The sequence below is a fragment of the Kribbella sp. NPDC051936 genome (assembly GCF_040680955.1).
GTDB lineage: Bacteria > Actinomycetota > Actinomycetes > Propionibacteriales > Kribbellaceae > Kribbella.
In genome coordinates this window covers 59,642-79,567 of record NZ_JBFAXS010000015.1, presented here as the reverse complement: position 1 = coordinate 79,567, position 19,926 = coordinate 59,642, and the positions used below count along the sequence as shown (strand labels likewise).

Annotated in this window: 22 protein-coding genes and 1 pseudogene; 14 read left to right on the top strand and 9 right to left on the bottom strand. The window is 70.6% G+C overall.

Going from position 1 to position 19,926, the window contains the following annotated elements:
• The first annotated feature begins 30 nt into the window (after window positions 1–30).
• Both AB0L64_RS39330 and AB0L64_RS39325 read left to right on the top strand, forming a co-directional pair.
• Window positions 31–687, top strand: a complete 657-nt coding sequence (locus AB0L64_RS39330; RefSeq protein WP_363718065.1) for an HAD family phosphatase — start codon at window positions 31–33, stop codon at window positions 685–687.
• A complete protein-coding gene (locus tag AB0L64_RS39325; protein ID WP_363718064.1) occupies window positions 684–1,928 on the top strand; it encodes a glycosyltransferase 87 family protein in 1,245 nt (414 codons plus the stop codon). The genes AB0L64_RS39330 and AB0L64_RS39325 overlap by 4 nt, the downstream gene beginning before the upstream one ends.
• On the opposite strand, the gene AB0L64_RS39320 is transcribed toward AB0L64_RS39325, so the two are convergent.
• Window positions 1,889–3,232: a hypothetical protein gene (locus tag AB0L64_RS39320; RefSeq protein ID WP_363718063.1), complete on the bottom strand. Its 1,344-nt coding sequence runs from the start codon at window positions 3,230–3,232 to the stop codon at window positions 1,889–1,891. The two genes, AB0L64_RS39325 and AB0L64_RS39320, sit on opposite strands and share 40 nt — an antisense overlap.
• Window positions 3,229–3,714, bottom strand: coding sequence for a cupredoxin domain-containing protein (locus AB0L64_RS39315; RefSeq protein ID WP_363718062.1), 486 nt, complete (start codon window positions 3,712–3,714; stop codon window positions 3,229–3,231). Before AB0L64_RS39315 ends, AB0L64_RS39320 begins: the two co-directional genes overlap by 4 nt.
• Window positions 3,715–3,958: 244 nt before the next feature.
• Between AB0L64_RS39315 and AB0L64_RS39310 the strand changes: the two genes are divergently transcribed.
• The 6 genes from AB0L64_RS39310 (at window position 3,959) to AB0L64_RS39285 (ending at window position 10,274) form a co-directional block, all read left to right on the top strand.
• The gene (locus AB0L64_RS39310; protein ID WP_363718061.1) at window positions 3,959–5,425 is read left to right on the top strand and encodes a wax ester/triacylglycerol synthase family O-acyltransferase; all 1,467 of its coding nucleotides are present in this window, start codon (window positions 3,959–3,961) and stop codon (window positions 5,423–5,425) included.
• Window positions 5,422–5,943, top strand: coding sequence for a hypothetical protein (locus AB0L64_RS39305; RefSeq protein WP_363718060.1), 522 nt, complete (start codon window positions 5,422–5,424; stop codon window positions 5,941–5,943). The genes AB0L64_RS39310 and AB0L64_RS39305 overlap by 4 nt, the downstream gene beginning before the upstream one ends.
• A gap of 10 nt (window positions 5,944–5,953) precedes the next feature.
• Window positions 5,954–6,901, top strand: a complete 948-nt coding sequence (locus tag AB0L64_RS39300) for a Ku protein (protein WP_363718059.1) — start codon at window positions 5,954–5,956, stop codon at window positions 6,899–6,901.
• Window positions 6,898–7,368 carry a VOC family protein gene (locus AB0L64_RS39295; protein ID WP_363718058.1) on the top strand — a complete coding sequence of 157 codons (471 nt, stop codon included), beginning with the start codon at window positions 6,898–6,900 and terminating at the stop codon, window positions 7,366–7,368. Before AB0L64_RS39300 ends, AB0L64_RS39295 begins: the two co-directional genes overlap by 4 nt.
• A gap of 124 nt (window positions 7,369–7,492) precedes the next feature.
• Window positions 7,493–9,121 (top strand): L-glutamate gamma-semialdehyde dehydrogenase, encoded by a 1,629-nt coding sequence (pruA, locus tag AB0L64_RS39290; protein WP_363718057.1) that lies wholly within the window; start codon window positions 7,493–7,495, stop codon window positions 9,119–9,121.
• A gap of 103 nt (window positions 9,122–9,224) precedes the next feature.
• A complete protein-coding gene (locus AB0L64_RS39285; RefSeq protein WP_363718056.1) occupies window positions 9,225–10,274 on the top strand; it encodes a hypothetical protein in 1,050 nt (349 codons plus the stop codon).
• Here AB0L64_RS39285 and AB0L64_RS39280 read toward each other — a convergent pair.
• Window positions 10,271–10,690 (bottom strand): hypothetical protein, encoded by a 420-nt coding sequence (locus AB0L64_RS39280; protein WP_363718055.1) that lies wholly within the window; start codon window positions 10,688–10,690, stop codon window positions 10,271–10,273. The genes AB0L64_RS39285 and AB0L64_RS39280 overlap by 4 nt on opposite strands.
• Before the next feature lie 45 nt (window positions 10,691–10,735).
• Window positions 10,736–10,861 (bottom strand): annotated as a pseudogene (locus AB0L64_RS39275) (helix-turn-helix domain-containing protein); the annotation flags it as partial.
• Between the two features lie 382 nt (window positions 10,862–11,243).
• Here AB0L64_RS39275 and AB0L64_RS39270 point away from each other — a divergent pair.
• Both AB0L64_RS39270 and AB0L64_RS39265 read left to right on the top strand, forming a co-directional pair.
• A complete protein-coding gene (locus AB0L64_RS39270) occupies window positions 11,244–11,672 on the top strand; it encodes a hypothetical protein (RefSeq protein ID WP_363718054.1) in 429 nt (142 codons plus the stop codon).
• Window positions 11,673–11,714: 42 nt separating this feature from the next.
• Window positions 11,715–12,392: a hypothetical protein gene (locus tag AB0L64_RS39265; RefSeq protein ID WP_363718053.1), complete on the top strand. Its 678-nt coding sequence runs from the start codon at window positions 11,715–11,717 to the stop codon at window positions 12,390–12,392.
• A gap of 69 nt (window positions 12,393–12,461) precedes the next feature.
• Here the strand turns inward: AB0L64_RS39265 and AB0L64_RS39260 are convergent, their stop codons facing one another.
• From AB0L64_RS39260 to AB0L64_RS39245, 4 genes are all read right to left on the bottom strand, one after another.
• Window positions 12,462–12,671 (bottom strand): hypothetical protein, encoded by a 210-nt coding sequence (locus AB0L64_RS39260; RefSeq protein WP_363718052.1) that lies wholly within the window; start codon window positions 12,669–12,671, stop codon window positions 12,462–12,464.
• Between the two features lie 76 nt (window positions 12,672–12,747).
• Complete coding sequence (locus AB0L64_RS39255; RefSeq protein WP_363718051.1) at window positions 12,748–13,239, bottom strand: DUF2505 domain-containing protein; 492 nt, start codon at window positions 13,237–13,239, stop codon at window positions 12,748–12,750.
• A gap of 34 nt (window positions 13,240–13,273) precedes the next feature.
• Window positions 13,274–14,731 carry a glycoside hydrolase family 76 protein gene (locus AB0L64_RS39250; protein ID WP_363718050.1) on the bottom strand — a complete coding sequence of 486 codons (1,458 nt, stop codon included), beginning with the start codon at window positions 14,729–14,731 and terminating at the stop codon, window positions 13,274–13,276.
• Between the two features lie 100 nt (window positions 14,732–14,831).
• Window positions 14,832–15,347, bottom strand: coding sequence for a hypothetical protein (locus AB0L64_RS39245; protein WP_363718049.1), 516 nt, complete (start codon window positions 15,345–15,347; stop codon window positions 14,832–14,834).
• A gap of 81 nt (window positions 15,348–15,428) precedes the next feature.
• Between AB0L64_RS39245 and AB0L64_RS39240 the strand changes: the two genes are divergently transcribed.
• The 4 genes from AB0L64_RS39240 (at window position 15,429) to AB0L64_RS39225 (ending at window position 19,015) form a co-directional block, all read left to right on the top strand.
• Entirely contained in the window at window positions 15,429–16,250 is an 822-nt protein-coding gene (locus tag AB0L64_RS39240; RefSeq protein ID WP_363718048.1) for a tryptophan 2,3-dioxygenase family protein, read from the top strand.
• 17 nt (window positions 16,251–16,267) lie between these two features.
• The gene (locus tag AB0L64_RS39235) at window positions 16,268–16,888 is read left to right on the top strand and encodes a hypothetical protein (protein ID WP_363718047.1); all 621 of its coding nucleotides are present in this window, start codon (window positions 16,268–16,270) and stop codon (window positions 16,886–16,888) included.
• A 133-nt stretch (window positions 16,889–17,021) separates the two neighbouring features.
• The gene (locus AB0L64_RS39230) at window positions 17,022–17,705 is read left to right on the top strand and encodes a response regulator transcription factor (RefSeq protein ID WP_363718046.1); all 684 of its coding nucleotides are present in this window, start codon (window positions 17,022–17,024) and stop codon (window positions 17,703–17,705) included.
• Window positions 17,706–17,707: 2 nt separating this feature from the next.
• Window positions 17,708–19,015: a HAMP domain-containing sensor histidine kinase gene (locus AB0L64_RS39225; RefSeq protein WP_363718045.1), complete on the top strand. Its 1,308-nt coding sequence runs from the start codon at window positions 17,708–17,710 to the stop codon at window positions 19,013–19,015.
• Between the two features lie 29 nt (window positions 19,016–19,044).
• Here AB0L64_RS39225 and AB0L64_RS39220 read toward each other — a convergent pair whose 3' ends face one another.
• Window positions 19,045–19,926, bottom strand: coding sequence for a LysR family transcriptional regulator (locus tag AB0L64_RS39220; protein WP_363718044.1), 882 nt, complete (start codon window positions 19,924–19,926; stop codon window positions 19,045–19,047).

Here is a 19,926-nt window from a genome sequence, read left to right as displayed (position 1 = left end):
GGCCTCCGCCGTCTGAGTAGGCTTGCGCGCATGGTTGAGGTGCGGGCGGTGCCCCGAGGTCTGCTGGTGGACTGGGGCGGCGTGCTCACCTCGGGCCTGGAGCCGGCGTTGCGGCGCTGGGCCGAGCTGGACGGTTTCGACTTCGACTCCTACCTCGCGGCGGTCATGAAGTGGCTGCCCAGCGAGAGCGTGACCGCCGAGCTCAACCCGGTGCACGCACTCGAACGCGGCCAGCTCGCCGTCCCGGATTTCGAGCGCAAGCTTGCCTCGATGCTCGTCCGCCACGACGGGACGCCGGTGCCCGCCGAGGGACTGATCGAGCGGATGTTCGCGCACTTCGAGCACCAGCCCGCGATGTCCGCACTCGTCCGGCGCGCCAACGAGCGCGGGATCCGGACCGCGCTGCTGTCCAACTCCTGGGGCAACACCTACCCGCGCGACACCTGGGACGGCATGTTCGACGACATCGTCATCTCCGGCGAGGTCGGGCTGCGCAAGCCCGAGCCGGAGATCTTCCGGCTGGCCGCCGGCCGGCTCGGCCTGGAACCGGCCGAGTGCGTGTTCGTCGACGACCTGCAACTCAACGTCGACGGCGCCCTGGCGGTCGGGATGACCGCGATCCTGCACACCGAGTACGACGAGACCCGGCGAGCGCTGGAAACCCTGTTCGGAGCCGACCTGACGTGACCGTGACCACCCCCGCATCCTCCTCGATCCGTCCCGCCGGCCGCCGTGGCATCGTCATCGCCGTCCTGGCGTGCGCGGCCCTGGTCGCCGTCGGCGCCTGGATCACCCATCTGTACGGCGGCATGATCGACCTGCGCGTCTACCGGATGGGCGGCTCGGTCCTGCTGCACGGCGACTCGCTGTACGACGCGAAGCTGCCCGGCGGCTCGAACCTCCCGTTCACCTACCCGCCGTTCTCCGCGATCGCGATGGTCCCGCTGGCCGCCGTACCGTGGGCGGTCGCGCTGGTGGCGTGGACGACGATCTCGGTGCTGGGCATCACCGCGCTGTGGCGGGCCAGCCTGACCAAGACGTTCTGGTCGTTCATCACCCAGCGCAAGCGGACGGCGGTGCTGGTCGCGCTGACCGCGCTGTCGCTGTTGCTCGAGCCGGTCTGGCAGACCATCCAGTTCGGGCAGATCAACCTGTTGCTGACCGCAATGATCCTGCTGGACCTGATCCGGCCGAACGACGCGCGCCTGCGCGGGTTCTGGCTCGGCGTGGCGATCGGGATCAAGCTGACGCCGCTGCCGTTCCTGGCGCTGCTCGTGGTGACGAAGCAGTGGCGGGCGTTGCGCAACGCCGTCCTCGGGCTGCTGGCCACGATGGCGATCGGGTTCGCGATCGTGCCGCACCAGTCGTGGCGGTACTGGACCGACGTGATCCTGGACGCGAACCGGGTCGGCGGGATCGCGTACACCGGCAACCAGTCGTTCAACGGCTTCCTGCACCGGATCGGTGACGAGGCGAGCTGGGTGCAGCCGGCCTGGTTCGTGATCTCGGCCGTGTTCGGCCTGCTCGTGCTGTGGCTGGCCCGGAAGTACTGGCTCGCCGACGAGCGCGTCACCGCGATCTCCGTGATGGCGCTGGCCGTGCTGTACGCGTCGCCGATCTCGTGGAGCCATCACTGGGTATGGATCATTCCGCTCGGCGTCAGCGTGATCCGGGGCGTCAACCGCGTCTGGGGCCTCAACCCGGCGGTCGTGACCGGCGTCCTGTTCTACGGCCTGTTCGTCCTGCGCTCGATCTGGTGGGTGCCGTTCCGCGACGACCGCGAGCTCAGCTGGAGCTTCTGGCAGTCGATCCCCGGCAACTCGCACCTGATCGTCGGGATGATCGCCTTCGTCCTCCTCCTGATCACCAGCCGCGGCCTCGCGAAGCCTCAGGAGGAGAACAGCAAGAGCAGGCCGCCGCAGGTGTAGCCGACCATCACCACCAGGAGCGGGATCTGGCCGGCCAGGGCCTTCGCGCGGGGGAACAGGGCGACGGCGCGGTCGTGGGCGGAGACGACGCCGAGCAGGTGACCGAACACGACCGCCGCGACCTGGACGACCGCGATCGTCGCGCTGTGGTTGGTGATGCCGGTGTTCACCGCGAGCAGACCGGTGCCGAAGACGTTCGCCCCGTTGCTCAGCGGATCGCTCAGGTAGATCAGCGTCCGCTGGCCCTCCAGGATGAACAGGGTCAGGTAGTGCGCGACGACGTACCCGAAGACGATCGGTACGAGCGAGTGCGCGAACAGGCCCGGTAGTGCCGTCCGTGAACTGTCGGACAGGCGGCCCGCCAGGATCGTCGCCCCGGAGTAGGTGACCAGCACGAACAGGATGAAGACGATCAGCGCGGCGGTGCCGAGCCAGGTCATCGAGATGTCCTGGTTCTGCGCCCACCCGATCCAGGCGGACGAGTTCGAGAACCCGTCGTACGCCGTGGAGCCGAGCAGCGCCGCGACCAGGCCGACGAGTCCCGGCAGCGGGCGGAGGCCGTCCAGGTTCTCCAGCGGCCGCCGCGCCACCAGGCGCCCGTCGGTCCGACGGCCCCACGGCGACAGCCGCGACATCAGCGTCGCGTACGCCTCGAACGGGTCGCCCTGCGCGAACCAGCGGTCGCCGAACAGCACCGCGCCGAACATCGTGATCACGGCGTACAGCGCGATCCAGGCCTGCAGCACCGGGATCGTCGCGCGGTCCGGCGCGACCAGTTCGAGCCAGGCGAACGCGAAGATGCCGAGCGCGGCCGGCCACAGGCCCACCCAGGACGGGAGCTCGAGCAGGCCCTTCGACGGCGGCTGGCGGAGGAGCTTCGACAGCAGGAGATGGATGGTGCGCAGCGGGTTCAGGGTCCGCCAGACCGGGCCGAACAGCAGCGAGATCGGCGCCAGCCCGACCCAGACCAGGATGTAGATGAACCCGAAGATCGGGTTCGTCAGCCGGTCCACGCCGAACAGCAGCGCCACCATCGCGTAGAGGAACGTCGCCAACCCGAACAGCCGCACCAGCCACCGGAACCAGCCGGCGTCGATCAGCCAGCTGATTGCGGGAGGCAACGGTACGCCGGACGCGTTGCCGCGGTACTTCGGGGTGCGCCAGGCGACCCCGAGGATGACGAAGGACAGCGCCACCGCGACCGCGGCGCCGCCGACCGCCAGCCCGAACGGAATCGGCAGGTCCTGCCGCCCGCCGATCCCGTGCAGCGGCAGAATCAGTGGCAGCAGCAGCGGCACGCTCACGAGACGACGAGCTTGGCGACGAGCTTGCCGCTCTTGTGGGTCTCGACCTCGAAGGTGCCCTTCATGTTCGCGGTGAACTTGACCGAGGCCGCCTTGCCCGGGGTGAGCTCCAGCTCCTTGTCGTAGCCGTGGATGTGCAACTCCTCCTCGGCGTCGCTGACGGCCTTGATCAGCACGGTCTGGCCGGCCTTCACCTTGACGGTCGCACCGCTCGGATTGACCTTGCCGTTGGCAACGGTGATGTCGACGGTCACGTCGGCCTGCTCGCCGGACGGGTCCGCGGTGTTCGACGGGGCACTGGTGTTCGGCGAGCCCGGGGTCGGCGTGTTGGTCGGCAGGGTCGACGTCGGCGTACTGGCCGGGGCGCTCGGCGAGGGAGTGCTGCTGCCGCTGGTGTCGTCCCCGCCGCAGCCGACCAGGAGCAGCAGGCCGAGGGTGGGCAGGAGAGCGGTGGCGGCACCGCGAGTGAGCGTCGAACGCATCGGTCCAGGAGCCTTTCGGGGGTTCGAATGAGTTCTCAGGGTGCGGGACACACCCTCTTGCCTGACGAACACGGATACCTCAGTGTTCCCTGAGAGGGCGTTCGAAGACACTGCGCCTACTCCGCCGAGCACCTGCTCGCTACGGCGCAGTGTCTCCGAACGCCCTCTGCGGCCAGTGTCGCAGCCCACTGTCCGTGGGGGCCGCTAGGGTGAGAATCCGTCGAACTGAGAGGAAGGTGGCCAGATGCCGGACCGGTTGACGTCGCTCGACCTCACCTTCCTCAAGGCCGAGTCGCCGGCCACTCCGATGCACGTCGGCACGGTGGACATCTTCGAGCCGCCGGTGCACGGCGACGAGGGCTTCGACTACGAGAGCCTGGTCGCGCTGATCCGGGACCGGATCGCCTTCGTGCCGCGGTACCGGCAGCGGGTCCAGCAGGTCCCCGGCCGCTTCGCCGGGCCGGTCTGGGTCGACGACGAAGAGTTCGACATCACCTTCCACGTCCGCCGGTCCGCCCTGCCGCGCCCCGGCACGCACGCGCAGCTGCTCGAACTGGTCGCGCGGATCATGTCGCGCCGGTTGGACCGGGCCCGCCCGCTGTGGGAGATGTATCTCGTCGAGGGGCTGCAGGGCGACCGGTTCGCGATCATCGCGAAGTCCCACCAGGCGCTTGTCGACGGCAACAGCACGGTCGACATCGGCCAGGTCGTGCTGGACTCGACCGCGCACCCCCGGGACACGCCGACCGACACCTGGCAGCCGGACCACCCGCCGTCCGCGCTCGAGCTGCTCGCCGGAGTGTTCACCGACGCGACCCGGCACCCGACCGCGGTCCTGGAGCTGGCACGCGCCGAGATGGCGAGCCTGACCGGGGCCATGTCGGTGCGCGAGGCGCTCGGCGGCGTGGTCGGCTCGCTGGCCGCGCAGCGGCACGCGCAGGAGAGCTCACTGCACGTGAAGACGTCGGGACAGCGCCGGTTCACCACCGTGCAGACCGACCTGGAGGACTACCGGACCATCCGCGCCGCGCACGGTGGCACGGTCAACGACGTGATCCTCGCCGTGGTGGCGGGCGCGTTCCGGGCCTGGATGATGACCCGCGGCGAGGGCGTCGGGCCGACCCGGAGCGTGCGGGCCGTGGTCCCGGTCAGTATCCGCGACGACGAGGACGAGGAGCCCACCTCGCTCGGCTCCCGGGTGATCGCCTCGAGCGTGAACCTGCCCGTCGGTGAGAACTCCCCGGTCATGCGGCTGCACCAGATCTCGTACCAGACCAAGGTGCACAAGGACACCGGCCGGGCGGTCAGCGCCCGCTCGCTGGTCGGCATCGCCGGGTTCGCCCCGACCACGCTGCACGCGCTCGCGGCGCGGGTCGCGACCGCCACGGTCCGGCCGATCGACGACGTGGTGATCACCAACGTCCCGGGTCCGCAGTTCCCGCTGTACGCACAGGGCGCGCCGATGCTCGCGTCGTACCCGGTCGTTCCGTTGATGCCCGGCCAGGGTCTCTCGGTCGGCGTCACGTCCTACGACGGCCGGGTGTACTACGGTCTGAACGCGGACCGCACCGCCATGCCGGACCTCGCTGTTTTCGCCCAGTGCGTGACCGACGCGCTGGACGAGTTGCTGGAAACGACCAGGGGCAGCCGGAACCGCGCCTCCCGGGGCCGGAAGAAACCCCGCGGCACCACCAAGAAGGCGGGCTCATGAGGGTCTACGTACCGTCCACGCTCGGGTTGCTGGCGGCGGCGTGCAACGCCGGCGAGATCGGCCCGGCCCCACTGACGGCGTACGCCGTGACCCCGGCGCTGCGCGAGTGGTACGCCGAGGGCGACGACGAGGAGCTGGAGTTCGCCGCGATGGCGCAGGCGGCCCGCGCCTCGGTGGGGCTGCTGGCCGCGGACCTGGCGACGGCGCGCCGGCGGGTGGTGATCGCGGCCGAGGTGAGCGCCGTGCCGCCGGCCGACGGGTCGGTGGAGCTCGGTGACGCCCGGCTGGAGCTGCACGTGGTGATCCCGTGGCGCTCGGTGGCCTCCGTGCACCTGGACGCCCCGCAGGCGACCGCGGTGATCGGCAAAGCCGCCGAGCTGTGGGAGGCGGCGCAGAGCGGTGACGACGACGCGATCTTTGCCCTGGATTCGTGCGAGGGTGAAGACCTGCTGTGGTACGCGACACAGGAGATCCCCGATCTGCTCGCGGCGGAGGGGCCGCGGAGCGGGCTGAGCTGACAGGGAGCTGATGGCGATGCAGGCGATCTGGAAGGGAGCCATCTCGTTCGGGATGGTGACGATCCCGATCAAGGTGTTCTCCGCGACCGAGGAGAAGGACATCTCGTTCCGCCAGGTGCACGTCGCCGACGGGGGCCGGATCCGGTACAAGCGGATCTGCTCGGTCGACGGCGAGGAGGTGCCGTACTCCGACATCGGCAAGGGGTACGAGATGCCGGACGGCCGGATGGTGGTGCTGGACTCCGACGACTTCGCGGACCTGCCGCTGTCCAGCAAGAAGGTCATCGACGTGCTCGAGTTCGTGCCGGCCGACCAGGTCGACCCGCTGTACCTGGGCAAGTCGTACTACCTGGCCGCGGACGGCGGCCCCGGCGCGAAGCCGTACGTGCTGCTCCGGGACGCGCTCGACGGCTCCGAGCTGTATGCGCTGGTCAAGGTCGCGCTGCGATCCCGGGAGAGCCTGGGGCTGCTGCGGACCGTCGACGACGTGCTGGTGTTGCAGGTGATGCTGTGGCCGGACGAGATCCGGGACAAGTCGTTCGCAGCGCCGCCGGAGGACGTCGAGATCCGCTCCCAGGAGAAGGCGATGGCGTCGTCGTACATCGACACGCTGCGCGGTGAGTTCGACCCGGACCAGTACCACGACGAGTACCGCGAGGCGCTCGAGAAGGTCGTGATGGCCAAGGCCGAGGGCGTGCCGCTGCCGGAGTCCGAGGAGGAGGAGCCGGAGGGCGCCGAGGTCGTGGACCTGGTCGCCGCGCTGCGTGCCTCGGTCGAGGCCGCGAAGGCACGGCGTGCGGGCGGCGGCTCCGGTGAGGCCGAGCCGGCCAAGAAGGCGCCGGCGAAGAAGGCCGCAGCGAAGAAGGCGCCGGCCAAGAAGGCGGCTGCCGCCAAGAAGACAGCTGCCAAGACGACGGCCAAGAAGGCCGCCAAGAAGACCACCAAGAAGTCCGCATGAGTGACCTGCCGACGCCGCCGACGACGACCGAGATCCCGACGGACGCCTCGGAGATCCCGGACGATCCCAGCGCCGTGGTGGTGAAGCCGGGCGCGTACCTGCTGGAGCTGATCCCGGTGCCGGTGTCGGACGTCGACCGGGCGAAGCGGTTCTACACCGAGCAGTGCGGCTTCCATCCGGACGTGGACGTCTCGCCCGCCGACGGGGTCCGGATCGTGCAGCTCACCCCACCGGGTTCGTTCTGCTCGATCACGCTCACCACCGGCCTGCCCGCGACCGAGATGCCGGCCGGCTCGCTGCGTGCCCTGCACCTGGTGGTGAAGGACATCGAAGCCGCTCGGCAGGAGTTGATCGGCCGCGGGGTCGACGTGAGCGAGACCGAGGACCTCGGCGGGGTGTTCTACGCCTGGTTCGCGGATCCCGACGGCAACACCTGGGCGCTCCAGCACATGCCGTGGCGGAAGTAAGGCGGAAGCAGCTCAGGCGCGTTCGTGGTTGACGGTGCTGGCGTGGCACCATGCTGGTGTCACGCCCAGCCATCCGCACTCGGCGTGCCACACGGTCCACCCCACGATCGAGGAGTCCTGCACCATGGATGCCGTCACCGCTGTACCGACGCCTGCCAACGAGCCCGTCAAGGGATATGCGCCCGGGTCGGGTGAGCGGGCGAGCCTGGAGGCGAAGCTCAAGGAGCTGACCGCCGCGGGAGCGATCGACCTGACCTGCACGATCGGCGGCGAGCAGAAGCTCGGCGGCGGCGCGCCGATCGAGGTGGTGCAGCCGCACCGGCACGCCCACGTGCTGGGCACGCTCGGTAACGCGACCGAGGCGGACGGCAAGGCCGCCGTCGACGCGGCCCTGGCCGCCGCCCCGTCCTGGCGTTCGCTGTCCTTCGACGATCGCGCCGCGATCTTCCTGAAGGCCGCCGACCTGCTGGCCGGCCCGTGGCGCGACACGCTCAACGCGGCGACGATGCTCGGCCAGTCGAAGACGATCCAGCAGGCCGAGATCGACGCCGCCTGCGAGCTGATCGACTTCCTGCGGTTCAACGTCGCGTTCGCGCGGCAGATCGTCAGCGACCAGCCGATCTCCTCGCCGGGCGTGTGGAACCGGGTGGACTACCGGCCGCTCGAGGGCTTCGTGTACGCGATCACCCCGTTCAACTTCACCGCGATCGCCGGCAACCTGCCGACCGCTCCGGCCCTGATGGGCAACACCGTGGTGTGGAAGCCGTCGCCGACGCAGCAGTTCGCCGCGCACTGGACGATGCGGCTGTTCGAGGCCGCGGGCCTGCCGGCCGGTGTGATCAACCTGGTCACCGGCGACGGCATCGACGTCAGCAAGGCGGCGCTCACCCACCCGGACCTCGCCGGTATCCACTTCACCGGCTCGACGAAGACGTTCCAGTCCCTGTGGGGCACGGTCGGCACCAACATCGCGTCGTACAAGACGTACCCGCGGCTGGTCGGCGAGACCGGCGGCAAGGACTTCATCCTGGCGCACCCGTCGGCCGACCCGGCGGTGCTGAAGACCGCGATGGTGCGCGGCGCGTTCGAGTACCAGGGCCAGAAGTGCTCGGCGGCGTCCCGGGCGTACGTCGCGCGCTCGGTGTGGGACCGGATCCGTGACGACCTGGTCGCCGAGACCGAGGCGATCACGATGGGCGACGTCACCGACTTGTCGAACTTCATCGGCGCGGTGATCGACGACCGCGCGTTCGCCAAGCACAAGGCGGCGCTGGACCGGGCCGCGGCGACCGACGCGATCCAGGTCGTTGCCGGTGGCACCTACGACGACAGTGAGGGGTACTTCGTCCGCCCGACCCTGCTGGTCTCCGACGACCCGGCCGACGAGATCTTCAGCACCGAGTACTTCGGCCCGATCCTCGGCGTGCACGTGTACGACGACGCGGACTACGACAGTGTGCTGAAGGGGATGGAGCACTCGGCGCCGTACGGGCTGACCGGTGCGGTCATCGCGCAGGACCGGCACGCGGTGGCGGCGGCGTCGGAGTACCTGCGGTTCGCGGCGGGCAACTTCTACATCAACGACAAGCCGACCGGTGCGGTCGTCGGCCAGCAGCCGTTCGGCGGCGCGCGGGCCTCCGGGACGAACGACAAGGCCGGCTCGATGTGGAACCTGATCCGCTGGGCCTCCCCGCGGTCCATGAAGGAGACCTTCGCCCCGCCGACCGACCACCGCTACCCGCACCAGGGCTAGGACCTAGGCCCCGGGCTGGTGATCCAGCCAGGGACCGGTCAGGGATTACCCGGGAATCGGGCCGCGGCGGGAGCGCCGCGGCCCACGCTCTCGTTGTCCGGGTATGCATGAGACCGACCTGCACCTCGAGCCCAACGAAGCCTCCGACCTCTGCCGCGTGTTCGGGCCCGACGTCCTGGCCCGGAACGGCTGGGACCGCGCGTTCGTCACGGTCCTGGACGAAGCGACGGCCGAGGACGCGCTGGCGCTGCTCGTGCACGCGGCCGGCGCCCCGCTGGACGAAGGCTGGTCGGCGCGCCGCGTGCTGACCGATGCCGGGGTGCACGCCGGCAAGACCGAGGACGCCGAGGCGTGCGCGTCCTTCAACGGGTACGTGTACCTGCTGGGCTCGCAGTTCGGGAAGAAGGCCGGCCCGTTGGCGGCCAAGCGGTCCTGGATCGCGCGCGTCAAGGAGGAGGCGATCCTCGCCGGCGAGCCCGCGGAGCTGGAGATCGTGCGGCTGCGCTTCGGCCTGCACCGCGCGATCAACGACGCGCTGGCGGACGTGGAGCTGGTGCCGGTCGGGCCGCTCGGGCAGCAGGCGTACGTCGACGCGACGATCGAGCGCGGTCTGGCCAAGGCCAAGAGCTGGAGTGGGACGATCCACCCGGCGGACCACCCGGTCAACATCGAAGCGGCCGAGTTCCTAGCCAACGGCAACCTCGTGCTGGGGCTGCGCTACCCCGTGACCGCCGACGGGCACCCGCTGCTGGTCGAGCTGACGAATGTCGATGAGCTGTTCGACGACCCGGACGCGGTCCCGGTCTGCGGCGACGTCTGGATCCTCGGCGACGTCGGCGGTGTCGACGCACCGGCCGGGCTGCGCGGTCTCGACACGCACGGCGAGGACCGGTTCGACGCGGTGATCGGCGATCTCGACGCCTCCGGCAAGTCCGCCACCGTGCTCGCCGACCACCCGGAAGGAGCCCTCGCGGCGTCGGAACACGTGCGGTTCGAGCTGCCGCCCGGCGGCGGGGTTGTCGGGAGCAAGGTGATCCACCACTTCGGCGACGTCCGCCGCGTCGAGGGCGTCGCGGTCGACCACGAGGGCCACGCCCACTACGTCATCGACGAGGAAGGGCATGTCGCCCTCCGCACGCTCGTGTTCGACTAGTCGGCGAGACCCCGCCGGACGGTGATGTAGAACGTGGTCAGGTCGTCGATCAGCGCCTCGATCTGCCGCGGGGCGCTGAGGTCGGCGTCCAGCAGCCAGTCCGAGATCAGGTCGAACATGCCGCCGATCAGGCCGATCGCGACAGCGTGCCGGACGGCGCGCTGGTCGTCGGGCTGCGGCCCGTCGTACCGGTCCCAGAGCTCGTCGTACCGGTCCCAGAGCTGGACGAGGAAGCCCGCCGCCCAGCGGCGGTTGGCGCGCCGCTGCCGCTCGACCGACGCCGAGATGCCGGAAGCCATGCCGAAGGTGACCTTGGTGATCCGCGGGTCGTCGACCAGGGCGTGCACGAATGTCGTGAGCAGCCGCGGCGCCTCCTGCCGCTCGTTGCCGGTCGCCTGCGCGGCGGCGCCGGTCATGAGCTCCTCGAGGCGTTCGGAGGTCCGCCGGAGCAGCGCGAGATAGCACTCCTCGCGGCTGGCGAACAGCTCGTAGAAGCTCTTCGTCCCGATGTGCGCCGTGCTGCAGATCTGCTCGATCGACGTCCCGAGGTACCCGTGGTCGGCGAACAGCTTGAGCGCCGCGTCCAGCAGCCGCTCGCGTCGCTCGGCGAACTACCCGTGATCTACTGATCACCGAACGACACCATACGGGGAGTTGTCATGCGTCACCGCCTCCGCCGGACCGCCACGGTCCTGCTTGCCGCGTCTCTGCTCATCGCCACGCTGAGCGCACCTGCCGGCGCGGCCACGTCGGCCGGGTTCGACGACTGGACCTGCCAGCCGTCAGCCGCGCATCCGAACCCGCTCGTCCTGCTGCACGGTCTCGATCGAGCAGTCGTCCCACGAGGTCGCCGCGTTCGTCCAGCGGGTCCGTCAGGCGACCGGTGCCGCGAGGGTCGACATCGTCGGGCACAGCGAGGGCGGCTTCCAGTCGGTCTACGGCCCGAAGGTCCGCGGGTACGCCGGCCAGGTGGGCAAGGTGGTCGCGCTGGCGCCGCCCACGCACGGTACGACGTTCGGCGGGCTGGTCAGCGTGGGCGACTACCTGGGGCTCCGGCCGCTGGTCGACCAGGTACTGCGGCAGTTCGGTTGCCCGGCCTGTGACGAGTTGATCGTCGGCGGGTCGGCGGTCGCGAAGCTGACGCAGGGCCCGATCGCGCAGCCTGGTGTGAAGTACACGATGATCGCCTCGCGCTTCGACGCCTTGGTGACGCCGCACGAGACGTCGTTCATCCGCGGGCCCGGTGTGACGAACCAGTACGTCCAGGACACTTGCCCGCTGGACACGGTCGGTCACGTCGGCCTGACTTTCGACCCGACCGTGGCCCAACTGGTTGCCAACGCGCTCGATCCCGCTCACGCCAAGCCGGTCGTGTGTGCCTTCGGGCCGCCGCTGTAATTCGGCGGCGAGGGCTGCGAGTCGCTGCTTATGCTCAGCGGCATGACGGGCGGCGCGTACGGGGACCTGATCGACCTGGACGCTGACCATCGCGACGTCGAGCGGGTGCTGCGGGAGTCCGGGTGGACGCCTTGCGGTGCAGGGGACTGGGCGGTCGCGTTGCGGGCGCCGGACGGCCGGGCCGCGGCGCGGATCAGTCCGTTCGATCCGGCGGGGCCCTACACAATCGCGCTGTATCGCGAGGCGGCGCACACCCGTCAGCTTCCGCGGGTCTTCGGCCATCGGCGGCTGGCAGGCGGCGGGGATCTGCAGTTCCTGGAGTGGCTCGATCCGCTCGACGCGGACGAGGCCGCCGGGTTCCACCGGGCATTGGCCGCGCGCGAGCCGGCGGTCGCCGAGCTCACGGACGCCGTACGCCGGGTGCACGAGCGCGCGGCGCGGGAGCTGCCGTGGTTCGCGCCGAGCCTCGACGACAACCCGGACAACATCATGCGCACCGCGGACGGGCGTCTCGTGGCGGCGGCCCTGTTCAGCGCGGACGGGCCGCGGCTGTACGCAGCGGTCCTGGACGAGCCGGGGCTGGTCGCGGCGAGCATTCCCGAGGCCGAGCGCCGGTTCATCACCGACATCCCGCTCACCAACACCGGCGCGTGGCCGGCCGAGGTCCGTGCGGCGATGCGGGCCGGTCTGGCCGCCGCCGACGCGACGTCGGCCAGATAGCGGGTTGTGTGACCGCTGGCGGGTTGCAGTGGGCCGGCGGTGAAACAACCTGCTAGCTGGGCGCGGCGGTCAGGCGGTTCGGTGGAGTGGCTGGGTGGGTGGGTCGACCAGGAGGGCCGAGCCGCACTTGACGCAGATCCACTCGTCGGGTTCGTCGACCAGGTAGTCCGAGGGGTCGATCCGCTCGAACGGCATCACGGCGGCGCAGAACGCGCAGTACTGGTCGGCGCCGGTCGCGGGCGGGGTCCGATCCCGCTTCTTTCGCAGGGTGCTTCGCATCGGAACGGTCACCTCCGGGACAACACTTCCTCTCAGGTTGCCACCGGAGGCGACGCGGTCAGCGCAACGACACGGTCTACTTCCCACTCCACTCGTGGCCGAGGTCGTGCTCCTTCTGCAGGCCGGAGCGGATCGCGTCGACGACGAACGGCTCGAGCTTCTTGCCGATCAGCGGGATCGCGACCTTGATGTCGAGGTCGATCGACTGGACGGTCTGCGCGCCCTCCGTGGCGATCCGGGCCGTTCCTTTGAGGGTCACCGGGGTGTTCGAGATCACGCCGGACACGTCGGCGGTCCGCGTGCCGTCGGCGGCCGCCGCGTGCCAGGTCTCGGTCTGCACGACGGTCAGCGTCTCGCCGACGAACTTCCGGGCCATGTCCGGGATGTCGGTGGCCGCCATCTCCCGGGAGACCCGGACGACGGTGTCGGCGCCCGACGTGCTGACCTGCACGTCGTACGACAGCGCCTTCGTCTTCTCGCAGGCCTGCTCACGGAAGGCGGTGTCCGTCACGATCGCGAACACTTCCTCAGGGGTGGCGTCGTACGACGCCGACATCTTCAGCTCCATGCGGTCATCATGGCATTTCCGGCGTCGCCCGAGGTCATGGTGCCGCGTTGAGCAGGTCGAGCGCCGACTGCTGGCGGGCTGCGTCGAGTTTGTCGACCGGGCCGTACCAGCGCAGGCCGTACTGGTCCATCGGGGTCCGGTCGGCCGCGAACGCGCGGTCGGCCTGGCGTTGCAGGTAGGACGTGTACGGGTGGTCCGGCAGCGCGGCGTTCAGCTTGCCGAGGCCGCGGGCGTGCGCGCCCTTGAACGACGGGCCGTCGCCGCCGCAGTCGCCGTTCTCGCACGGCTCGCGGAGGATGCCGTCGGCGGTGTGCAGCGCGGCGGCGGTGGTGGCCGCGTCGGCGAGTTGGCGCGCGGACGTCAGGTACGCCGAGTTGTTCGTTGCCTTCGACAACTCGGTGAGCGCGCCGATCAGCACACCCTGGTTGTACGTCCACGCGGTGTCGCCGTTGTTCTTGCAGGTGGACAGGTCGATACCGTCGTTGACCAGGTGTGAGGCGTTGATCATCCCGGTCTGCTGGAACCAGGTCCACCCGGCCTGCGCGCGTTGCAGGTACGTCGTGTCGCCGGCGATCCGGGTGTGCAGCTGCGCGTTCAGCTGGATGTAGAGCGAGTTGGTGATCGCGTTCTTGTACGTCTTCGCCTCGCTCCACCAGACACCGCCGCCGCAGGTGCCGTCCCAGTACGCCGCCATGTGGTCGGCATCCACGCGGGCCGTCTGCAGATACCGCGCCTCGCCGGTGAGGTCGTACGCCGCGACCCACGCGAGACCCCACCACCCGGTGTCGTCGATGTAGTCGTTGCGGAACTGGCCCTCGAACTGGCCGTGGTTCAGGTCGTACGTCTTGCCGATCGCGTACTTGTAGCTCGGCATCCCGCTGATCCGGGCGTTGTCGATCAGGGCGTTGAGGGCGTTCGCGGAGTTCCACCAGCCCGTGGTGTCGAACAGTCCGCTGGACAGGTTGTAGTTCTGCATCAGCGCGGTCGCGGCCGCCGTACGACGGTCCCAGGCGTTCCAGGTCGTCCGGGCCCAGGGCGTGCAGGCGACGTCGGCGCGGTCGCCGGCCTTGCCGCAGGCGCGCAGGGCCCCGACGCCGAGGTTGTTCCAGTCGTCGACGTTGTACATCTGCGTGCGCCAGCCGCGTTGCCCGCTGGGGATCGCGGTGTTGCCGAGGCGGCTCCCGCCGGACCAGGTGCGGCCGCCGTCCATCGAGCGGTCCAGCCAGACCTCGTCACCCGGATTGCCGTTCTCGATCGAGGCCCAGCCCATCGCGTCGCTGTCGTCGAAGTGCAGGGTGATCGTGCGGCCGAAGAGCGTGGTCGAGACCGGGGCGCGGTCGCCGGGCGCGAGCGCGGGGTCGCGCGCATCGCAGTACTTGTTGCAGATCGTTGCCTGGGTGGTCATGGTCACCAGTGGGGTTTCAGCCGGCGCCGGTGGCGGCGCGCCGAGAGCGATCAGCAGGGACAGGCTGGAAACGATTCCAACGGACATCACAGATCTCCCTGGGGCGGTAGGAAGCGACTGGGGTGGTGGGGCGGGGAAGGAATCGGCGCAGCGGTGTGACCGAAGGTAGGTGGGTCGCGACGCTACGTCAAGACATCAGGAGCGCCGCGACGATCGCGGTGGTGAGGACAAGCGTGAACGTGATCGTCACCCGGCGGCCGCGGGCGCGGCGGCGGGAGTGGGCGGTGCGGTCGGGACGCGTGGTGCAGGGGTCGAAGCCGAGCTTGTCGGACGGTGCGAGGACGCCGCCGAGCCGCGCCGGGAACGAGCGCCGCTCCGCCTGCCGGGTCGCCTCCTCGATCACCCGGCGGCGCATGAACTCGCGGTGCCTGGTCGCCGGCAGCCGGACGTCCGGCGGCACGGTGAGGCTCGACGGCAGCGCGAGATCGGCCGGCAGCGCGAGGCCCGCCGGGAGCGCCCGCTGGACCACGGCGTGCGCCGCCGCCACCCGCCTCGCCCGGCTGATCGAAGGCGGGAGGATCAGGTAGGCGAGGTGGACCAGCGACCGGTAGTCGTCGAGCAGCAACGCCTCGATCAGCGGCTCTTCCCTGGTGGGACCCTGGACGGGCCCCGGGACGATCGGTGTCTCGACCGTGGCGGACATGCGGCTCCTCAACTCGGCGTACCCAAGGTCCAACGAACGAATCACTGACCAGTCACGAAGTGGTCGGTTAGTCTCCGTGTCATGAGCACTGGTGACGGCGTGGCGGGGCAGTGGGGCGGGGTCGACGTGAATTTCGGTGAGGAAGGCGGGCGGCTGACGTACGGCAGCTACCTGCGGCTCGCCGAGCTGCTCGACCAGCAGCGGCTGGAGTCCGACCCGCCGGCCCACGACGAGCTGCTGTTCATCACGATCCACCAGGTGTACGAGCTGTGGTTCAAGCAGGTCCTGCACGAGCTGACCGCGTCCCGGGACGCGATGCTCGCCGGCGAGCTGTGGCTGGCCGAGCACCTGCTGCGGCGGGTGCACACGATCGAGCGGGTCCTGACGCAGCAGGTGGACATCCTGGAGACGATGACGCCGCAGGACTTCGGCGAGTTCCGGCACCGTTTGTCGCCGGCGTCCGGGTTCCAGTCGGTGCAGTTCCGCGAGGTCGAGTTCCTGTCCGGCGCGAAGGACCCGTCGTTCGTCCGCCGGTTCCGCGGTCTGAGCGACGCCGAGAAGGACCGCCTGCGGCGTCGGCTGGAGGAGCCGACACTGTGGGACGCGTACCTCGAGGTGCTCCGGAAGGCGGGCTTCGACACCGGCTCCGAGGACGCCGTCCGCGACGCTCTCCGCAAGGTCGCCGGCGACCGCTCCCACTACGCCGCCGTCTGGGAACTCGCCGAGGCCCTCGTCCAGCACGACGAACTGGCCGCCGCCTGGCGCGCCCGCCACGTCGTCATGGTCGAACGCATGATCGGCACCAAACCGGGCACCGGCGGATCCTCTGGCGCCACCTACCTTCGCAGCCGCCTCGACCTCCGCTACTATCCGCTCCTCTGGAACCTGCGTAGCAACCTGTAGCCCACGGAAGGCCGCCCATGAAGCTCTATGCCGACACCGGGGCGAAGCGTTTCGGGCAGGTGGTCGGCGATGTGATGCTGGTGGCGTGGGTGTGGGTTTGTGTGCAGCTGGGGCAGGTCGTTTTCCAGGTGACCGACGCGTTGGGGGCGCCGGGGCGGAAGGCGGCCGAGGCGGGGGACGGGCTGGCGGGGGATCTGCGGCGGTTGTCCGAGCCGATCGGGAAGGTGCCGGCGGTGGGGGACCAGTTGCGGTCGCCGATCGACGGCGCCGCCGGGGCCGCGGGGAAGCTGGCGCAGGCGGGGCGGGACCAGGCGCACGCGGTGGAGCAACTCGCGTACGTGCTCGCGGCGGTGACGATCGGCTTGCCGGTGCTGTTCGCCGTGCTGATCTGGGTGCCGCGGCGGATCCGGTTCGCGCGGCGGGCCGGTGCGGCGCAGCGGTTCATCGACAGCGCGGCGGATCTGGACCTGTTCGCGCTCCGGGCGATGGCGAACCAGCCGATGCACAAGCTCGCGAAGATCTCCGACGACCCGGTCGCCGCCTGGCGCGACGGCGACGCGGACGTGATCGCGCGGCTCGCCGGCCTGGAGCTGCGCTCCACCGGACTGAAGCCGCCCCGGATCTCCACCACTCAGTAACCCCACGTCTGGGCCGCGCTCAGTGCGCCGTCAGGCGTGGCCGAGCGGCCGGGCCGGAGGTTGGTGAGTGGTGGGCGTCCGCTTGATTCCGGCTTGAGGTTGCCTTGAGCGGGCGGAGGATACGCTCGGTGGCATGGCGCGGGTGCTGCTGGTCGAGGACGACGATGCGATCCGGGCGTCGTTGGGGAAGTCCCTCACGGCGGCCGGCCATGTCGTGTCGGCGGTGGCGGCCGGCGCGGACGGGGTCGCCGCGGTCGCGCGCGAGCGGCCGGAGGTGCTGTTGCTCGACCTCGGGCTTCCCGATCTCGACGGGCGCGACGTGCTCGCGATGGTGCGCGCGGTCAGCGACGTACCAGTGATCGTGGCGACGGCGCGCGACGACGATGCGAGCGTCGTACGGCTGCTGGACGCGGGCGCGGACGACTACGTGATCAAACCGTTCAGCGCGGCGCAGATGGATGCCCGGATCCGCGCCGTCCTGCGTCGGCTCGGGCACGACCAGCAAGGCGAGACGACGGTCGAGATCGGCGGACTGCGGATCGATCCGCGCAGCCGTGAGGTGACCGTGGACGGCGCCGCGGTGGATCTGACCCGGAAGGAGTTCGACCTGCTGCTGGCGTTGTCGCGACGGCCCGGGGCCGTGGTGACCAAGCGGGAGCTGCTCGCGGAGGTCTGGGGGCTGCCGTGGGGCGGCGGCGACCGGACCGTCGACGTACACCTTTCGTGGCTACGGCGGAAGCTGGGCGAGACGGCCGCCGCTCCACGGTTCATCCACAGCGTGCGCGGTGTCGGTATCAAGCTCGCGGCGGACGGGTGAGCATGCGCCGCCGCATCCTGCTGCTCTCGGTCGGCATGACCACGCTGGTCGTGCTCGCGTTCGCCGTACCGCTGGTGGTCCTGCTCCGCAGTACGACGGCCAACGAGTCCAAGGACAAGGCGCGGTACCTGGCCGAGAGCGTCGCGTACTACGTCGGCGAGAAGGGCCGCACGAACGACGACATCACGGCGTACATCAACGGTCTGGCGGACAAGCCGGGGCGGATCTCGGTGCGGATGCCGGACGGTACGACGCTGGGCGAGCCGCCGCCCGGCGGGGTGCCGACTCCGAAGGAGGTTCCGGCCGGGTACGGCGACGACCCGGACGGCGACGACGGCAAGGGGCCGCCGAAGCTCGGCGACGCGGACTACCGCGACGTCGACGGCGGTCTCGCGGTGGACGTCGGCGTCGGTACGCCGGCCGGGCCCGCCTCGGTCTGTGTCTTCCTGACCGCCGAGGAGTTGTACGACGGCCTGGTGCCGCGCGTCCTGTTCCTCATCGGCGGCAGCCTGCTCGTACTGCTGCTCAGCATCGCCGGCGCCGAGCTGGTGTCGCGCCGGCTCGCGCGTCCGCTGGAGGAGACCGCGAGTACGGCGGAACGCCTGGCCCGCGGTGACATGGACGCCCGGGCCCCGACGACCGGACCCGCCGAGGTGGCGAAGGTCGGCGCCGCGCTGAACGGACTCGCGGACCGGATCGACGAGGTGATCGCGGTCGAACGCGAGGCGGTCGCGGACCTGTCGCACCGGCTCCGTACGCCGCTGACCGCGCTTCGCCTGCAGGTCGAGGCGCTACCGGACCGGGAGAGCGCCGAGGAGCTGAACACCCAGGTGAACAGTCTCGAACGGACGCTGACCGCGGTGATCAGCGCCGCCCGCCGACCGCAACGCGAAGGACGCGTGCCGCACTCGGACGCGGTCGAGGTGACGCGTCAGCGGGCCGCATTCTGGGAGCCGCTGTTCGAGGACCAGGGCCGCGAGCTGGCGCTGGACCTGCCGGACACGCCCGCGACCGTGCGCTCCTCCGCCGAGGACCTCGGCGCGGCACTCGACGCCCTGGTGGAGAACGTCGTCGCCCACACCCCCGACGGCACGCCCGCGCGGATCACTCTGACCCGGGCGGCCGGCGTCGTACGCATCGTCGTCGCCGACAACGGCCCCGGCATCCCCCTCGGCGCCGGCGAACGCGGCCGCAGCGACCGAGGCTCCACCGGCCTGGGCCTGGACATCGCCCGCCGCTGCGCCGAAGCCGCCGGCGGCCAACTAACCCTCCACCGCAACGAGGTCGAACTGACCCTTGCGGCGACGTAGCGACGCTCGCAGGACGACGAAAGCCGTACCTACTGAACCAGTCCTGTGAGGACCGTCAGTGCGCGCTCGAGGTGTGGTGCTGCGTCGTCGGCTCGGGTGGCGGCCGCCAGCTCGACGGTCGCCGAGCCGCTGAGCGCGCGGTAGGCGACCCCGGGAACCTTCAGCTCGGCAACGGGCGCGGGCACGATCGCGATCCCCAGCCCGGCCGCGACGAAGGTCACCAACGTTGACGTCTCCGCCACCTCGTGCCGTACCCGCGGCTCGAACCCGGCCGCCCGGCAGCGTGCGAGCACGGTGTCGTGCATCACCGATCGCCCGGCGCCCGCGTGGATCACGAAGTCCTCGTCGGCCAGCTCCTCCAGCCGCACGCGGCGTCTACCGGCCAGCCGATGGCCGTCGGGTACGGCGACGATCAGCGGATCGGAGCGCAGTACGTCGACCCGCAGCGACTCGTCCTCCACCGGCGGCCGTAGCAGCCCGAGGTCGATCCGCCCGTCCGCGAGCGCCTGGGCCTGTTCGGGGGCGAGCATCTCGCCCTGGACGGCGACCTCCACGTCGGGCAGCTCCTCGCGCAACGTCCGCACCAGATGCGGCAGCAGGCTGTACGTCGCCGAGCCCACGCAGCCGATCACGAGCCGCCCTTGGAGCCCCGCCGCGACCCGCTGGGCTTCACCTGCCGCGGACGACACCGCCGCGATGATCTGCCGGGCCCGGACCAGGTACGACTCGCCGGCGGGTGTGAGCTCGACGCGTCGCGTCGTACGCCGGAACAACTGCAGGCCGAGCTCGCTCTCCAGCCGGCGGATCTGCTGCGACAACGGCGGCTGGGCCATGTGCAGCCGGGCGGCGGCGCGCCCGAAGTGCCGTTCCTCGGCGACGGCGACGAAGTACCGCAGGTGACGGAGCTCCAC